Here is a 17677-nt window from a genome sequence, read left to right on the forward strand (position 1 = left end):
CTGATATTTACGCTTGTCATTATGTCCTAATCTACCTGGCAACTGCTATACAAGGCAGAAATAAACCAATCATTCCAAATCAACGAAACCCTTATGCTGTATACATTTTTAATTTTTAATTTTTAATTTTTAATTTTTAATTGTTAATTCCGCCTTGCGGTACTAGTCTCTGAATAAATTATGTAAGGTTTTTAATAATTCTCTGGCCGTATAGGGTTTTAATAAAACTGCTTGTACATTAGCCTCAGCAGATTGAGCAAAGATTTCCATTGAGTTGAGTCCGCTACAGGCAATAATTTGAACCTGCATATTCATTCTTCGCAAGGTGCGAATAGCAATGATTCCATCCATTTCTGGCATTATTAAATCCATCAATACGGCATTGATTTGATGCTCGTATTGGGCGTAAAGCGCGATCGCCTCAATGCCATTACTGGCAGTTAGTATCTTATAGTTATGGTTTTCCAAGATGATTGTGACAATCTCCCGAATTTGGGGTTCATCATCCACAACCAAAATCAATTCTCCCTCTCCTGAAAGCAAATCCAGGTCTTCTATGTTGAACGCTTGGGTTGCTTCCACTGCTGGTAAAAACAGGTCAAATTTGCTGCCTCTACCAACATTGCTAGACACTTTGATAAAACCGTCGTGGTTTCTGATGATTCCCAGCACTGTTGAAAGTCCAAGTCCGGTACCTGCATTGACCTCTTTTGTAGTAAAAAATGGCTCAAAAATTCTATCTATTATGTCTGGCGGTATGCCAATTCCGTTATCGGCAACGGTAATCACAATATAATGCCCAACCTTGGCATCAAGATTCATTCGCGTATAAGCTTCATCAATAAACTTATTTTCTACAGAAATATTGATATTACCGCCATCCGGTAAAGCATCGCGGGCATTTACTACCAAATTGATCAATACTTGATGCAGTTGCGTGATGTCTCCATTTACAGCCCAAATTTCTTTTGGGATAAACGTGGAAAGTTCAATAGATTTGGGAAATGTCTGTTTAGCAATTTGGACAATTTCTGAAATCAGATATTGGATTTGGATAATTGTCCGCTCTCCTTTATATCCTCGTGCAAAGGACAAGATTTGCTTTACTAAAGCTGCTCCGCGTTTGGCGTTGGTTTCTACAAGTGCCAACAGTTGCCCAGAACGCTCCTCATCTTGTAACAATGCTCTCTGTAACAATTGAGCCGCTGCCAAAATTGGTGTCAATATATTGTTCAAGTCGTGGGCAATTCCACCTGCAAGAGTGCCAAGGCTTTCCAATCGCTGGGTGCGAAAAAACTGTTCTTCGAGTTGTTTCTTTTCGGTGATGTCAGTGTCAACAGTCAGGATGGATTTGGGTTTTCCCGCAGAATCGCGCATCAATGTCCAGCGGCTTTCCACAATAATTTTCTGACCAGATTTTGTAACTTTATTTAACTCACCTTGCCACGAACCACTCTCAATTACCCTTTTCAGGGGTACTTCCAATTGCTGCTGAGTTCCTGCTGTGTAACAAATCTCCTGGAGGTTTTTTCCGATCGCCTCTGTAGAAAGCCAACCGTACATCCGCTCTGCACCTTGATTCCAGAATAAGATTTGAGACTGGAAATCTCGAACTAATATGGCATCGGTGGCAATATCAAGTAAAGCGGCTTGTTCAGAGATTTTTTGTTCTGCCAACTTGCGCTCAGTGACATCCCTATTTATGCCGACGATCCGGATCGGCTGACCGATTTCGTTATAGTAAACCTGACCTTTGCAGTTTAACCAGTGTAAGCTGCCGTCGGGCCAGACAATTCGATACTCTATAGATCCCTTTCCTTGCTCAATCATCCGCGCTATACTCGCAGCCACTGATTCGCGGTCTTCTGGATAGATTAAATTAAGATAATCTTCATAGGTTGGACATAAGGTATTGCTCGGTAGACCATAAAGTGGCCCCATATTGGCAGACCAAATACCAGTATTAGCGATCGGGTTCCGCTCCCAGATGCCAATTTGGGCTGCTTCGGTAGCTAAACTCAATCGCGCTTCACTTTCTTGCAGTGACTCTTCGACTAGTTTGCGTTCGGTGATATCTTCGGCGATGCCACCATAGTATTGAACTTTTCCTTGGTCATCATAGATAGCAAAGCCTCGATCCCATATCCAGCGCATCGATCCATCAGGTCGCAAAATTCGATATTCTATTGAAACCGACTCATTAATAAGCTGTTGCTTTGCTGCAATGGTTAAGCGCTCGCGATCGTCTGGATGAGCAAAGTCTATCCAAGACTCAGGCCGCTCCAATAAACTTTGGCAAGAGCGACCCCAAATTTTTTCATAGGCAGGACTAACATACAAAGTTCGGAATGAATCTGTGCTGGCAATCCAGATAACTGCGTGGGTGTTTTCCGCAAATTTGCGAAATTTCTCTTCACTTTGGCGCAGTGCTGCTTCGGCAACTTGGCATTCGTGTAGCGTAGCTTGCTGTTCGGTAATATCTCTGCCTACCTTTTGGATTTCAAGAACCTCTCCTTTGTCGTTACGAATTGCGATCGCATTCCATTGAAACCAACGGATACCGTTGACTGTCAATGCACGTCGCTCACGATTAATCAAGGGATGGAATGAAGATCCTAAAGCTGCCATATCTTCCATCGCTTCAGGCAAGTCATCTGGATGAAGAAATTGGAAAATTGACCGATCGCGAAACTCATCTTGTTTCCAACCGAAAATTTGACAAGCAGCTGCATTGGCAAAGGTAATCTGCCCTTGCAAATCAATGCGGATAATTATGTCAGTTTGGCTTTCCACGAGTTGGCGATAGAGATTTTCACTCTGGTGTAATGCAACTTCTGCGCGTTGGCGATCCCTTCGGGCAGCTTCGCTAACGGCAATTTCTTGCTGCAACAGCACATTGGACATCACAAGTTCTGCTGTCCGTTTTGCCACTCGTTGTTCTAATTCCTCGTAAGCTTGGCGCAGTGATTCCTTTGCCTGGTGGCGTTCGCTAATATCGCTGAATAACCAGCGCCAGCCAACTTGCTTACCCTTTGAATCGTACATGGCGGCGGCTTTAATACTAGCCGGAAAAGCTCTACCTCCCCGTGGTTTTAAGTAAGCTTCCCACTTCTGTTCCTGCTGTTTATTAATTAGTCGAGTGTTAAAAGTTTGGCGGTCTTGGTAAGGAATAAATAAAATTAATGGTTTGTTTACCAAATATTTTTGGCGTACAGCCAGCAAGATTGCTGCTGCTCGGTTAGCCTCTTGGATAATACCTGCTGTATCAGTTACCAAATAAGCATCTGGAGCGAACTCAAACAAATTCTGGTAACGTTGACGCTCCAATTCTACTAGCTCGCGGGCAACGGCCAACTCTTCATTTTGTTCGCGCAGTTCTTCTTCCATAACCTGGAGTTCTTCGAGGGCTTGCTGAAGCTCCTGATTAACTTGCATAATTTCAGCCGATTGTGCCTCAACCCATAGCTTTAAGTTATTTTGAGTCTGGCAGCACACTTGCTGTATCTCTGTGTACTGATTAACCTGGCTAAATTCATCTCTGGGTTTTTGTAAATATTGCTGCAAGCCTTCAACGACCCCTACCATTTTTACCAAGTCAAAGGCTTGTAGCAAGCTAGTCTCGTTAATCACTCCTACCAATTGTCCGCGATCGTCTAAAACGGGCAAATAGCCAGTCTGATACTCACGCAATAAAGATAAAGCGATGAAAATATCCTGAGAATCTGATTGTCTAAGGGTAATTACTGGCTGCGTCATCACTTCAGCCATTGTCACCCCAGATAAATCTATTCTCGAAGCTATAAGTCTAACTACATCTTTTTCAGTAAAAATGCCTAATAATTTTCCTCCATCCATAACCAAGACACAACCGGATATTGGTTGATTCCCAAGAGTTAAGTTCAGCGAATAATTTAAGTTGCTAGATGCATAATTAATACATCCTTGTTGACTCATCAATAAAATAGCTTCGATTACAAAACTATCAGGGTTAATCTTTAATGGTGAATAATTTATAACATGATTTAAACTAGGTAAGTTAATCAGTCGATCGTTAAATTGCATAGTTAATTTATCAATCCTAATAAGCTTTTTGATATTCAGGACAAATTAGCAGAAGTCAACAACAAGCAAAAGAAGTCAGCTGTTGAACATCAGAAATTATTGTGGCGTAATAATTATCAAGCAACTAGCAGGCGGCTAAATGTAATCATAAATTAACTATAAAGCAACTATAAATTAATTGTATTGATAAATACAGGCTTTAACTATTAGAATGCCTGATACATACAATACAAGTTAGTAACTAAATTAGAAAGTAAATAAAATTTTAGAGTCGTCAAACTCATTCTATTGTCAAATTTATAGATAGATGATTTGCTATCTTAAGATATTACCTTAATTGATAGTTTTGATAGTCTTATTACTGTGAAATATTTGAAATTAATTGATGAGTGCAAATATTAAACCCTTGATCTCAAACATTGACAGAGGTTCAGAATTTCGGCTTTCTTAATAAACTCCAGCAATACTTTTAATAAACAATACAAAAAATGAGCCATTGCCGGAGACGGTTTCCCTAAAAGTACTCCAATTAAAAAAATGCCCAATTGTCATTGCAGGAGCAAAGCAGAATGAAGCAATCGCAAAGTACTTGAGATTGCTTCGCTTCACTACGTTACGCTCACAATGACAGGTTTTGGATCGTTTATTTTTTGGAACACTTTAACATAGAGGAGACAGTCATGTGGGAAAGTTTCGCAACTTCAAGAGCCACTGCATTGAGCGAGCAATACCCAACTTGTAATCTTCCCTACTGGAACTTTGCGAACTCAGCATCAACTGCCAATAAATCAGAAGGGAAAAGAATTTGACTGGTTTATTCTTTATTCTATTCATAAGTAGGTGGCACGCTAGCAGTAACGCCGCTCTGAAGCCCCACATTTATAGTTATAAGAATTTATACGAAGATAATTTGAGGAACTTGTGAAAAAACCGCTAAATTAGCCTGAAAGTATTACTTAACAATTGTGTATAACTTTTTCTAAAACATTAAGTATTTTGACTATCCTCACAACTTCCTCATATTTAAAGACTATAGTCAAAATATAGACAGTTTCTTTTTAATATCTACGGGCTTCTCAAATAGCTGCCCTGAATCGCAATAACACTTTTATGAACAGGATTTGAGAAAAATATGAATTACTGTCCTTGCTGCTCAAGTTTACTTTTAGAACATGTACGCGGTGCAGAGACTTACTGGTTTTGTCGTCACTGCTGGCAGGAAATGCCTATTTATAATAGGCATAATCGGAACGAATCCAGTTCGTTCGCTGATGTTGTCATGGGAAAACTACCTAGAAAGCCTCAGAAAGAAAAACGTAGAAGTACTATTGTTTACGCAAGCCAATGGCAATCGATTACCGAATGGATTGGGCTAGAAGAGTTATCTACCTAATCCAATTTACTGAAACCGATTAGTCTAATTGCTTTTCTTGATTTCAGTAATTAATTGCTCAAGAATGTGAGACTATAGCCTATTTTTTAGGTATTAATTGACACATTTATAGAAAGAAAACAGAAAAATTTCTCAAACCCACAGCCAAAGAGGTGAGGTTGCTTCTGAGGTTAAGCTATGTCTGACTGGAGGTAGCAACCCCTAATTAACCATTCCTATGCAGAGTAGGCAAACGAGAGGACAATGGTAATACCATTTTGGATTTTAGACTTCGGCTACGCTCAGTCGAACGATTTTAGATTTTAGATTGTGAAACATCCATTAGATAAGTGTTTCAGTTTTCCATCTGTCGCAATCATTTTTCAAATTGGTATAAGTTTGTAGGACAACTCTCAAAAACTTGTGTGTACACCGTAGCTCGGTGTAAATAATTATTGTTGAGATAAAGAAGGTAGAAAAAGGGTTTAAATCTTGTTTACTTTTCTTCACACAGTTTGTTTTTATTGTGCCAACTTATTTAACAGAGAATTATGACGCTAGCAATGGTTCTCTTATCTTTTCAAAGCAAAGCTATCCATCAAGATTTATTGCTTACTTTAATAATCTCTTGCTTATAGCCCCCGATTAATTTGGGAGTTTTTCATGTTGAAAAATGAATTTGTAATTTTGATTTTATGGGATGCAGCTAATAGGGTTTAGCCTTATGTAGCCTCAATCATCTTCCCAAGATTCATGATTCAGTAAATCGATAATTCTATCTCTGAGTAAAAATTCATTTTTTTCTAACTCAAGTTCAAAATTAATCCAGTCACGATGAGGAATATATTTACAGAGAGTATAAATTGGCTGTTGACGGTTAACAAGTCTCTTTTGAACAAGTTTAAGTGCTTCTTGTTTGATAACTTGGATGTCATATTTTACCGTAGTATTCATAAGTCGTTCCTTTATTTTCAATCAAGGAATTAAGACTCAAAACAATAGTTGCTTTGACTCTCCCTTAAACTTATCAAATAAAATTGGCGAGAATTGTGAAGAATCAAGACATTAATAGTTGCTGGAAATTAAATACAGGAGATTTCAACTTCTCGTGCGATCGCGAACAGTGTGTTGGAGGCAGAGGCTACGCTAACATGAGATACACAAACACCCAACCACTTTCCCATTTATAAGGGTTGTCACTACGTTGGTCGTCCCGACTGACTTGTTCGCTCTTAACCTTCCCGTTATGAAAGCAGGTGGAGTCTCTTGCAAAAGTCTAACACCTCACTCCCAACTTCTCCCCAAAGCATAGGGGAGCGTTTGCTTTACTCAAATGCGGGGTGGGGTTCTTTATTTTTGATTTATGCAAGAAGTCTAATGTAGATGTTCTCTGGGCGACTTGTCAGAAGGTAGGCTAGGGTAAAGAACATTCTCTAGAAAACTTATATTATGCTCCTGAATCTTGATAAAGTTCGTCAATATTTTCCGGCTCTAGCTGGGGAGTGGACTTTTTTTGATAATGCTGGTGGGTCACAAACCCTGAAAAAAGTAGTAGATAGAATTAGCGAATTTCTCTTAAGTTCTGATGTCCAGTTGGGAGCTTCTTATGGAATCTCTCAACTGGCTGGAGAACGATTGGCTTTAGCAACTAGGGAAATGGCTACTTTCATTAATGCCAATTCTTATAAAGAAGTAGTCATGGGGCCATCGACTACAATGATGTTGAAAGTTCTTTCAATTTGTCTGGGTAAAACCTTCACATCTGGTGATGAAGTAATTGTTACTAATTGCGATCATGAGGCTAATATTGGTGCTTGGGTCGCTCTTGAAAAACAAGGAATAAAAGTTAAAGTGTGGAAAGTTCGCCCAGATACTTTAGAACTTCATTTAGCAGATTTAGAACCATTGATGAGTCAGCGCACAAAACTGGTAGCCTTGACTCATGCTTCTAATGTTCTGGGAACCATCAACCCGATCAAAGAAATTGCTGCATTTGTACACGATCGCAACGCTATGATTTGTGTAGATGGTGTAGCTTATGCACCTCACAGATTAGTTGATGTCCAAGATTTAGATGTTGATTTCTATACTTTGAGTTTTTATAAAGTCTATGGGCCGCACCATGCCTTACTTTATGGCAAAGAAGAACATTTATTAAGATTGCCTGGTCTGAACCATTATTTTATTGACCAGACAGATATACCTTATAAATTTCAATTAGGGAATGTCAATTTTGAATTAAGTTATGGAATGTTAGGTTTATGTGATTATTTAAGTGAATTAGCACAACTGCACTATGGGAATGAAACTGCACCTGATTTGAGAAATCAAATGGTGCAAGCATTTGATTTAATTAGCATACATGAAGAACATATTAGCGATCGCCTCCTAAATTACCTCAACAGTAAGCCGAATGTGCGAGTGATTGGTCAAGCAAAGGCTGACCGCCAAACCCGTGTACCAACTATATCTTTTGTCGTTGATGGAATAAATAGCTCAACTATTCCGGCAAAAGTTGACCAACATTATATTGGGATTCGCTACGGAGACTTTTATGCTAAACGGCTGATTGAATACCTGGGTTTAGCGTCTCAAGGTGGAATAGTCCGAGTGAGTATGGTGCATTACAACACCCTTGAAGAAGTTAACAGCTTGATTGAGGCTTTGGAGCAGATATTTTAACTAATTCGTAATTCGTAATTCGTAATTCGTAATTATTGGGTTTAATTCAAGATGCTTGGGTTAAACCTTTTTTTCATCTCCTGCTCTCCCTACTTGTCTTAAAGCCAAGCAATTGAAGTTGAATTCTCCCTCTCCTACAAAGATGCTACGCGCTTGTCTATACGTGGTTTTCTTTCACATAGTGTTTAAATCCCTTTATGCAACTGTTTTTAATTACGAATTACGAATTACGAATTACGAATTACTAAGCTGCAAAACTTGCACTTCTTCTTGTGGCGAAATCAATGTTTTACCCACTGGGAGAACAGCTAAGGCATTGGTTTGAGCTAAATTAATTAAATTGCCGGAACTGTGACTACCACCAGCTTTGTGAAATTCATAAACTCCATCAATTAAATGCAATTTACCCCAAAGGTAAGTTTCACGTTTGCCGTTCGATCGCAATTCATCATGCGATCGCACTTTCAAAAATACTGGTTCCCAACTTTCAGTTATTCCCGAAAGTTTCTTGATTGCTGGTAGCACAAATCGCCAAAATGTCACCAACACAGCAGCAGGGTTTCCTGGTAAACCAAAGTATAGTGTTGAGTGGGTAGAGACACGATTAATCGCGTCTCTACTGGGGAAAGTGGCGACAGTCAGGGGTTTTCCTGGACTAATTTGCACAGCCCAAATGTGGATTTTTGCTTTTAGTGACTCTAGAATTTTGTCAACATAGTCATAATCTCCCACTGAGACGCCACCAGAAGAAAGAACTATATCAGCGATCGCCACAGCGTGAGTAATAACTTTCTCCAAAGCAACTGGATCGTCTTTCACAATGCCTAAAATTAACGGTTCTGCGCCACTTTGTCTCACCAATGCTGCCAGTGCATACTGATTAGAATCCACAATTTGCCCCGATTGCAACGGTTTATCAGCTGTCACCAGCTCATCACCAGTGGAAAAAATTGCCACACGTGGACGGCGGTAAACAGTTAATTGCGGACACTGTGCTGCTGCCAATACGGCAATTTCTGAGGCATTTAACTTAATTCCTGCTGGTAGTAGTTCTGTTCCAGCTTGATAAAAAGATGCTTTGTGTCTAACAAATTCTTGCGATTTTGGTGCATCCAGTATAAATACGCGGTTTTCCTCGCGGCGTGTTTTCTCTTGCATGACTACAGTATCCGCACCTGCTGGGATTACCGCACCTGTAAAAATTCGTGCGGTTTGCCCTGGTTGAATCGTAGACTTGGGCTGATACCCAGCCGGAATTTCTTCAACAATTTCTAAAATAGCTGGTTGTTCGGCGTTAGAGTCCTGTACATCTTCGTAGCGGACTGCGTAGCCATCCATTGCCGAATTATCCCAATGGGGAAAATCTAGCGGACTGGTGACAGGAGTTGCCAAAATGCGACTATCTGCTGTCAATAAATCTACAACTTCTGTATCCCGTTGACGATCCAACGGCTGCACCAAATTTAAAATAATTGCTTGTGCATCGCTGACTGATAACATAGCGATCGCCTCCGACTTTTTTCTTTATCCCTGTAAACTAACACTGACCAATTTTAGATTTTGGATTTTGGATTGATTTCTGCTTGAGAGTAAATCCTAAACTACACACTGCTAGTAAACCGATAATTATGCTTCCTTCGGGAACTTTGGATACCTGAACCGAATTGTTGCTTAAATCTAGGATTTGCTTTGTGCCTGCTGCATCTCTATTATTAAAACCAAATTCTTTTGTTAGAACCTCATCACTAAAACCTTCATCTATAAGCGCGAGATTATTATTAAGCCATGTGTCGCCAGGAAACTCATCATCCTTGCCAACATCAAAAGGGCCAAAGATTTGCTCGGTAATGCTATCAAAGTTGAATCTTAAAAAGCCGTAGTTAGATACCCCACCAAGCACTGGAGTGAAACTATTTATCAGATTACTCAAGGGATCAAAAAAGGAAATTGAGAGAGATTGCAAGTTCTTCGTAGCTCCCAAACCAGCTTCAGAAATGATGCTGGGAGCAGTTGTTGTATCGTAGTTAAATGAACCTTTCGCTGAATAACCTGTGTCTCCTTTCCAGTTAAAGTTAAACTCAGCAGCATGAGCCAGGTTGTTGGTGGTTATGGCGATCGCTAACGCTAAAGTAGTAGTCGTCACCAGACTAATAGCTGTTTTAGTAAACAGATGTGTCATAAATACAACTTCCAAATTAATTAAAATGAAGTTTCTACAACAATACAATATAGATGTACAACCCTACTGTATGTTGCATCCATGACCTATAGCGGCTACTCTATGATATGCCAACTAAGTACAATAAAGTATTAAAGTTAACTTAAGTACTTAATCCTATTTTTGAGTCGTGCAGTTGGTAGTTGTACAAATTTTTGTTAGCTGGTTTTTGTTCTTTGACAGCGCAGCAACTAGCCAAGTCATCATCTTAATATTAAAAACAGGAGCGATCGCTACTTCCCAACCCCTAAATAAAATACTTATTTTGTATGACTATCGAACGACTTCCCCAAAAACACTATCCCAAAGCTGAGATTGGGCGGCGAGGTATGGCATTGGGACTTGATTTCCTTGGTGTCTGGTTAGTCAGTTCCCTGCTGGGAGGCGGCGATATCGGGATTCAATTTCTTGAAATCTTAGTTTTTGTAATACTTTGGCTGGTTTTGCGAGTAGTGGTGGTATACAACAATCAAGGGCAAAGTTTAGGGCGTTGGGCGTTCGATTTAAAGGTATTGGAAGTCGAAGATGGGGAAGTAGTGGGCAGAATTCCCGATTTGCTCTCACTAGTGAAGCGAGAGGCGATTATCGGCTTGGGTGCTTTGTTAGTGTCAATTGCCCTGAGCAATATTAGAGCCAATCCCACTGCTATACTGCTAGTAATTCCCCTAGCAATTGATTGTGGGACTGCTTTCTCTGATACCCAGATGCGGCAGGCTTTACACGATCGCTATTGTGGAACTTTCATTGTTTCGTCGCGTCGTGGCTACTCGCTCGATATAAAAATTAAAAGATTAGTTGAAAATATACGGCGGAATGTGAGAAGATAGTCATTTGTGTTAATTCTCTTCAGGCTTCACTGTTTGTAAGATTATGGCTAAGAGTAAAGGTGCCCGCATTATTATCACACTAGAGTGTACTGAGTGCCGGACAAATTCAGATAAGCGTTCTGCTGGTGTTAACCGTTATACCAGTACCAAGAATCGCCGCAACACCACCAACAGGCTAGAACTGAAAAAGTTCTGCACCCACTGCAACAAACATACCGTTCACAAGGAAATTAAGTAGAGATGAGTTATTTCCGTCGTCGCCTTTCTCCGATCAAGCCAGGAGAACCAATTGATTATAAAGATGTTGATTTATTGCGTAAGTTTGTCACCGAGCGGGGAAAGATACTGCCACGTCGGATTACTGGGCTTACGTCTCAGCAACAGCGAGAGTTGACATTAGCAATTAAACGTTCGCGGATTGTGGCTTTGTTGCCATTTATCAATGCAGAAGGCTAAAAAGAGTGATGAGTCAGAAGTTATGAGTTATGAGTTATGAGTTATGAGTTATGAGTTATCAATTAACTTTTCACTCCTCACTGCTCACTCTTAACTACTCACTCCTAACTATTTAAACTGTTCACCAAATTAGAGTGCGAGAGTTGTGGAGAAGGGGACGCTAGTTGAATTTAGGGTTCAAGGCGATCGCCGTCTGGGCATCGTAGAACGTCCAGACGGTAAAACCCGCTGGTTTGTGGTAGACGAACGCGGTCAATCCCACAGCCTCGCGCCTAGACAAATAACCTATACAGTTACCAAAGAGACTTACAAGGCTTCTGAAATTGCCAGCTTTTTGCAGCAGATCGAGCCTTATTTAGACCCATCTAGTTTAGAAGTGGCTTGGGAATTACTGGTTGAAGATGGGGAAACAGTTACCCCAGACCAAATGGCGAATCTGCTATTTTCAGAATCAGCCGCGCCTGCTTGTTACGCCGCCTATTGCTTGTTATCAGACGACAAACTTTATTTCAAGCAAAAAGGAGACGCTTACGAGCCGAGAACTGCTGCTCAAGTGGCAGAACGCAAGCACCAACTGGAAGTAGAGGCACTAAAAGCTAAAGGACAGCAGGAATTTTTAACTCGTGTAGAGCAGGCGCTCAAAGGTGAAGCAGTAGAATGGCAGCGCCACGATCGCCAGCGTTTAGAAGGACTAGAAAAATATGCAGCGCTAATAGCTGACACCGTGCGGACGGGGGTTAATTATGACTCGTTGGCTCGCGCTTATCCGCCCAGCGCTCCAGTATTAGAAACTATGACCATGCTGGGACGGCCCACGACACCCCAAGGAGCCTTTCAACTATTAGTTGATTTGGGTTGCTGGAGTCCTAATGAAAACTTGTTCCTGCGGCGTTCTTCAATTCCGATTCAATTTCCTCATAAGGTATTAGAAGTGGCGCAACAGCGTTTGGATTTCCCGCCGATAGACTCAGATACAAACCGCCTTGATCTGACTCACCTGAAGGTTTACACCATTGATGATGAAACTACCACAGAGATCGACGATGGTCTAAGTTGGGAAGTACTACCCGATGGACGGGAACGCCTGTGGGTGCATATTGCCGATCCTACTAGATGGTTAGTACCGGAAGATGAATTAGATTTGGAAGCCAGAAAGCGCGGTAGTACAGTCTATTTACCGACGGGAATGATTCCCATGTTCCCAGAGGTATTGGCAACTGGGCCAATGAGTCTGATCCAGGGAAAGGTTTGTTGCGCCCTGAGTTTCGGGATTATTTTAGGTACAACTGGGGGAGTAGAAGATTACAGCATTCATACCAGCTTAATTAAGCCGACTTATCGCCTCACCTACGAAGATGTAGATGAAATGCTGCAATTACGGGTACAAGCAGAACCAGAAATTGCTGCGATCGCAACTTGGGCACAAAAACGCAAAGCTTGGCGTTACGCTCAAGGAGCAATTAGCATCACTATGCCCGAAGCGACGATCAAAGTCAAAGGCGAGGAAATCCACATTGATATTTTGGACGATTCCCCATCACGGCAACTGGTAGCAGAAATGATGATTGTTGCCGGTGAAGTTGCCGCTCGTTATGGTAAAACTCATAACATACCTTTGCCCTTTCGCGGTCAACCGCAACCAGAATTACCTCCAGATGAGGAATTGCTGCTACTTCCAGCCGGATTCGTTCGCGCTTGCGCCATGCGCCGTTGTATGCCCAAGAGTGAAATGAGCATTACACCTTTGCGTCATGCCGGTTTGGGCTTGGATACTTACACTCAAGCAACCTCTCCCATCCGCCGCTACAGTGACTTACTCACCCACTTTCAAATTAAAGCCCATTTGCGGGGTGAAGTTCTGCCATTTTCCGCAGATCAACTTAAAGAAGTGATGATGACTGTCAGCAGCATCACCCAAGAGGTGACGATGGTGGAACGACAAACTAATAGATATTATGCTTTAGAGTATTTACGCCGTCATCCAGAGGAAACTTGGGATGTGACAGTGTTGATGTGGTTGCGAGAAGACAGCAACTTAGCCCTAATTTTATTAGAAGATTTGGGCTTGCAGTTGCCAATGGCTTTCAAACGTTCTGTGAAGTTGGGCGAACAGATAGTGGTGAAAGTTAGCCACGCCGATCCACAAAAAGATATAATCCAGTTTCAAGAAATAATTTATCAAGAAGCTCAGACAGCGGCGAATTAACTAATTTGTCATTTGTCATTTGTCATTTGTCATTAGTAATAATCGCCTAGTATTATCATCGGCTGATTTTCCTAATATCGGGCAAAGTTTCGATAATTTTGCCCGCGGGTTACGGAGTTTTCCAGTAGAAGATTATTTAATATTTTATCGCCCTATTGATGGCGGTGTGGAAGTTGTACGTATTGTCAGTGGTTATCGCGATTTAGAGACAGTTTTCTTAAGTGAGGATATTCCTTAATATTGCATTTGATGTAAGCGATCGCTATCTCTAGCCAATATGTCAGAAAATAATCACAAAGTAATTATTTTTGATACCACCATGCGTGATGGAGAATTGACGCCTGGTGTAAAGATGAATTTGCAACAAAAAATTATTATCTCCCAATTACTCGAAGAAATGGGAGTAGATATTATTGAAGTTGGTTATCCAGGAAGTTCTCAAAAAGATTTTGATGAAGTCTTTAATATTTCTAAAATAATTAAAAATTCTATTATTTGTGGGCTAGCTAGTTCAAATTCAAATGAAATAATCACTCTTGCTGAAGCAATTAAACCAGCAATCAGAGGCAGAATTCACACTTATACTCCAGTAAATATTAAAAACCAGTCTAAATTAACCAAAGAAGAAGTATTAGCAACAATCAAAGAGAGTGTTTCTCTCGCACGCAATTACTGTGATGATGTAGAATGGAGCGCTTTTGATGCCCCCAGAAGTGAGCCAGATTTTTTGTGTAAATCTATTGAAACTGCAATCAATAGTGGTGCTACTACTGTTAGTATTCCTGATAGCTTAGGTTTGGCATCGCCAGAAGAGTTTTTGCAACTTCTGCAAATGATTTTTAATCGAGTGCCCAATATTAACGAAGTTGTAGTTTCAGTACACTGTCATGATGATTTGGGCATGTCGATAGATAATTCACTCATTGCTTTAAGTTGCGGCGCGAGGCAAATTGAATGTGCAATTAATGGTTTGGGTGCGAGGAAAGGTAATGCAGATTTAGCGAAAGTTGTAACAGAGGTTTTAAAACAAGACAAGTATCAACTTGAAATTAACACTTCGTTAATCAGTAAAGCAGCAGAGCTAATTTTTGAAATAACTGGGATTGCAAAAGCAAAATAGTTTTTATAGGGTGTGTTACGCCAAAGGCTAATGCACCACTTGACTGAATTAAGAATTATTGATGTTTATCTTTGCTATGATCGCGGCTTTTCTGGCATAGGATGAGATGATGGTTGGACAACTTCATTACCTGGGTCTACTGCCTCTGCTCCTCTTGAAGCTTGTCTTATAGCATGAGATGATGGTTGGACAACTTCATTACCTACCAAGATATTGGTATTAGTACTGTTATTCAAACTATTCACTAGTTTTCTACGAAGTGACTCTAAAAACATAGTATCATTACCAAGATCGGAAGCTTCGTCCTCATCGATATCTTCGATTTGATTGAGTCGTTCTTGATATTTCTCAATCAGGCCATCGATGGCTTCAATGATAAACTTTATGTCCTTAAACGACAGATTCATTGTAATTTACCTACATAAAATAGCTTTATGTCACAAAAAATTCAACTAAATTCAAAATAAAAAATTTATAATTTTGTTAGCATTAACTTATTTTATAAAATAATTCATCTACCAATTTCAAGGCTGCTTTGTATTCATCTATCAACATCGCTCTAGAAGGTTTCCATAACCAGTGGTTATCGTGGTCATTTACCAATTCTATTTGCTCTGGAATTTCAGTATTGGATTCTAATTTCCACCAGTTTTTGCCATATCCTTGAGTGGTAAATGTTGATACTCCTCCGGGCGATGTCCCGTCTGGTAAAGTAGTCATGACCCAGACTTGACCATCTTTATTATAGGTGGCAATATCTTTATTAGGTCTAACATTCTCCATTCTAGGAGAATTAGCATTACCTTGCCGATAGAGTGCGATTGGTGTTTTTGCCATTCAGTAAGTGTCAATTTATGACTATCATACTTTGAATAGCATACTGGTTTTAATAACGGCTAATAAGTAATTTTTTCACTTTTACCTATTAACCGTTACTACATTTAACTAACTACTGCTTCAGCTTTTTCCTCAGCTTTTTCCTTCACTAGCACATAAGGTTTTTCTACACCTTGTGCTAAATATTCAGCTAGCTGACTTTCAATTTGATCGCGGACAATTTGGCGATACTCTAGAAAATGCTCGTTGTGGGCACAAACGGCGATGTAATGTTCAATAACTCCAGGGTTACGTTTGAGAATGCTAAATAAATGATGCCAGAATTTCCAACGGGTTTCCCGTTTGATTCCTTGTCGCCAAATCACAATCAGCAACGCTTTTATAACTACCCACTCTGGCATTTTCGCTGGCGCTTTCCAACTCGGCAAGCCCATCATCAAGAAGCAGCGATAGGTACGATCCAAATATTGTACTGGGTCGTATAAAGTACAGAATGCCTCAATATATTCTCTGGCTAGTTCTTCCAGGGGACGGGTAGGCAGGAAGTTCATTAATGTTGTTTGGTTGATGTTGCCATCTTGATTTTCCCGTAATCTTCCTTCTTTTTTCAGGCGATGCCAAAGTGCAGTGTTAGGTAACGCTTGCAACATGGCAAAGGTAGTTGAGGGAATTGCTGCTTGTTCCGCAAAACGGACGATGCGATCGCCTGCGCCTGCTTTTTCGCCATCAAACCCGATAATAAACCCAGCCATTGGGCGCAATCCCGCTTTAGTAATAGTTTGCACTGCCTCAGTTAGAGAACTACGAGTATTTTGAAACTTCTTAGTCATTTGCAAACTATCCTCATCCGGTGTTTCGATTCCCAAAAACACCGCCGAGAAACCGCACTCAACCATCAACTCCAACATTTCTGGATCTTGTGCTAAGTCAACTGAAGCTTCCGTATCAAATCGGAAGGGATATTTGTGTTCTGCCATCCAGACTTTTAACTCTTTCAGCAACAACTTTACATTTCGCTTGTTGCCAATAAAGTTGTCATCCACCATGAACACACCCCGCCGCCAACCCAATTCATAGAGGTAATCTAACTCTGCTAAAAGTTGGGCTGGGGTTTTGGTGCGTGGTTTGCGCCCGTAGAGAACAATAATGTCGCAAAATTCGCACTGGAAGGGACACCCGCGCGAAAATTGCACCGACATCATGTCGTAAGCATTCAATTCTAATAAGTCAAAGCGGGGTATTGGTGTGCTGGTGACATCAGGCTTTTCTGTGGCGCGGAAAGTGCCAGATGTGTCTCCCCTTTTTATTGCCTCAATAAACATGGGCAGCGTGATTTCCCCTTCATCCAGAATCAGAAAATCTGCGCCAACATTTTCAACTTCGTGAGGTACAGAGGTGGGGTAGGGGCCGCCAACTGCGACTAACTTGCCACGTTTTTTTGCTTCCTGGATTTGTTCAAGTAAATCTTGCTTCTGGACAATCATCGCAGAGAGGATTACTATATCTGCCCATGCCCATTCTGCTTCTGTTGCTGCACGGATGTTGCGATCGACCAGCTTGAATTCCCATTCTTGGGGCAAAATCGCGGCTACTGTTACTAAACCCAGAGGTGGTAATAAAACCTTGCGATCGACTAACTCTAGGATTTTTTCATAAGACCAAAAGGTTTTGGGAAATATTGGATACACTAACAAGATTCGCATGTAGTATCAATCCTCACACTTTGATTGTTATCCCACTCTAACGAAAATAAAGAGTTATTGACTTTTTATTAAAGTTGTTTTATTTTACCATTCATATTTTTAACTCAAATGGACGACTAGTACAGCACAGCGTAAATCCAACCACCATCTCAATTAACCAGACAAGTTGCTCTGAGCAACTGGTTAAAGGTAGG

General features: G+C 40.6%; 14 protein-coding genes. 7 read left to right on the forward strand and 7 right to left on the reverse strand.

Going from position 1 to position 17677, the window contains the following annotated elements:
* Positions 1-162: 162 nt before the first annotated feature.
* Positions 163-4062, reverse strand: coding sequence for a PAS domain S-box protein (locus RMZ95_RS08390; RefSeq protein ID WP_322685241.1), 3900 nt, complete (start codon positions 4060-4062; stop codon positions 163-165).
* A gap of 2104 nt (positions 4063-6166) precedes the next feature.
* On the reverse strand, positions 6167-6388 hold the full coding sequence (locus tag RMZ95_RS08395) for a DUF4327 family protein (protein ID WP_322685240.1): 222 nt from the start codon (positions 6386-6388) through the stop codon (positions 6167-6169).
* A 495-nt stretch (positions 6389-6883) separates the two neighbouring features.
* Here RMZ95_RS08395 and RMZ95_RS08400 point away from each other — a divergent pair, with 495 nt between their 5' ends.
* A complete protein-coding gene (locus tag RMZ95_RS08400) occupies positions 6884-8116 on the forward strand; it encodes a cysteine desulfurase-like protein (protein WP_322685239.1) in 1233 nt (410 codons plus the stop codon).
* A 234-nt stretch (positions 8117-8350) separates the two neighbouring features.
* On the opposite strand, the gene glp is transcribed toward RMZ95_RS08400, so the two are convergent.
* Complete coding sequence (glp, locus tag RMZ95_RS08405) at positions 8351-9616, reverse strand: gephyrin-like molybdotransferase Glp (protein WP_322685238.1); 1266 nt, start codon at positions 9614-9616, stop codon at positions 8351-8353.
* A gap of 37 nt (positions 9617-9653) precedes the next feature.
* Positions 9654-10295: a PEP-CTERM sorting domain-containing protein gene (locus tag RMZ95_RS08410; protein WP_322685237.1), complete on the reverse strand. Its 642-nt coding sequence runs from the start codon at positions 10293-10295 to the stop codon at positions 9654-9656.
* 308 nt (positions 10296-10603) lie between these two features.
* On the opposite strand from RMZ95_RS08410, the gene RMZ95_RS08415 reads away from it, so the two are divergent.
* The 6 genes from RMZ95_RS08415 (at position 10604) to RMZ95_RS08440 (ending at position 14943) form a co-directional block, all read left to right on the forward strand.
* Positions 10604-11161: an RDD family protein gene (locus RMZ95_RS08415; RefSeq protein ID WP_322685236.1), complete on the forward strand. Its 558-nt coding sequence runs from the start codon at positions 10604-10606 to the stop codon at positions 11159-11161.
* 43 nt (positions 11162-11204) lie between these two features.
* Entirely contained in the window at positions 11205-11399 is a 195-nt protein-coding gene (gene rpmG, locus RMZ95_RS08420) for a 50S ribosomal protein L33 (protein WP_094351774.1), read from the forward strand.
* Positions 11400-11401: 2 nt separating this feature from the next.
* Positions 11402-11617 carry a 30S ribosomal protein S18 gene (gene rpsR / locus RMZ95_RS08425; RefSeq protein WP_012411240.1) on the forward strand — a complete coding sequence of 72 codons (216 nt, stop codon included), beginning with the start codon at positions 11402-11404 and terminating at the stop codon, positions 11615-11617.
* Between the two features lie 145 nt (positions 11618-11762).
* Positions 11763-13823 carry a ribonuclease R family protein gene (locus tag RMZ95_RS08430; RefSeq protein ID WP_322685235.1) on the forward strand — a complete coding sequence of 687 codons (2061 nt, stop codon included), beginning with the start codon at positions 11763-11765 and terminating at the stop codon, positions 13821-13823.
* A 19-nt stretch (positions 13824-13842) separates the two neighbouring features.
* A complete protein-coding gene (locus tag RMZ95_RS08435; protein WP_322685234.1) occupies positions 13843-14061 on the forward strand; it encodes a type II toxin-antitoxin system RelE/ParE family toxin in 219 nt (72 codons plus the stop codon).
* 39 nt (positions 14062-14100) lie between these two features.
* The gene (locus RMZ95_RS08440; protein ID WP_322685233.1) at positions 14101-14943 is read left to right on the forward strand and encodes a 2-isopropylmalate synthase; all 843 of its coding nucleotides are present in this window, start codon (positions 14101-14103) and stop codon (positions 14941-14943) included.
* Positions 14944-15017: 74 nt separating this feature from the next.
* Here the strand turns inward: RMZ95_RS08440 and RMZ95_RS08445 are convergent, their stop codons facing one another.
* From RMZ95_RS08445 to RMZ95_RS08455, 3 genes are all read right to left on the reverse strand, one after another.
* Positions 15018-15350: a hypothetical protein gene (locus RMZ95_RS08445; protein ID WP_322672659.1), complete on the reverse strand. Its 333-nt coding sequence runs from the start codon at positions 15348-15350 to the stop codon at positions 15018-15020.
* An 82-nt stretch (positions 15351-15432) separates the two neighbouring features.
* Positions 15433-15780, reverse strand: a complete 348-nt coding sequence (locus RMZ95_RS08450; RefSeq protein WP_322672658.1) for a hypothetical protein — start codon at positions 15778-15780, stop codon at positions 15433-15435.
* 104 nt (positions 15781-15884) lie between these two features.
* Entirely contained in the window at positions 15885-17483 is a 1599-nt protein-coding gene (locus tag RMZ95_RS08455; protein WP_322685232.1) for a B12-binding domain-containing radical SAM protein, read from the reverse strand.
* Between the last annotated feature and the right edge of the window lie 194 nt (positions 17484-17677).

The organism is Nostoc sp. DedQUE07, from assembly GCF_034530975.2.
Taxonomy (GTDB): Bacteria; Cyanobacteriota; Cyanobacteriia; order Cyanobacteriales; family Nostocaceae; genus Nostoc.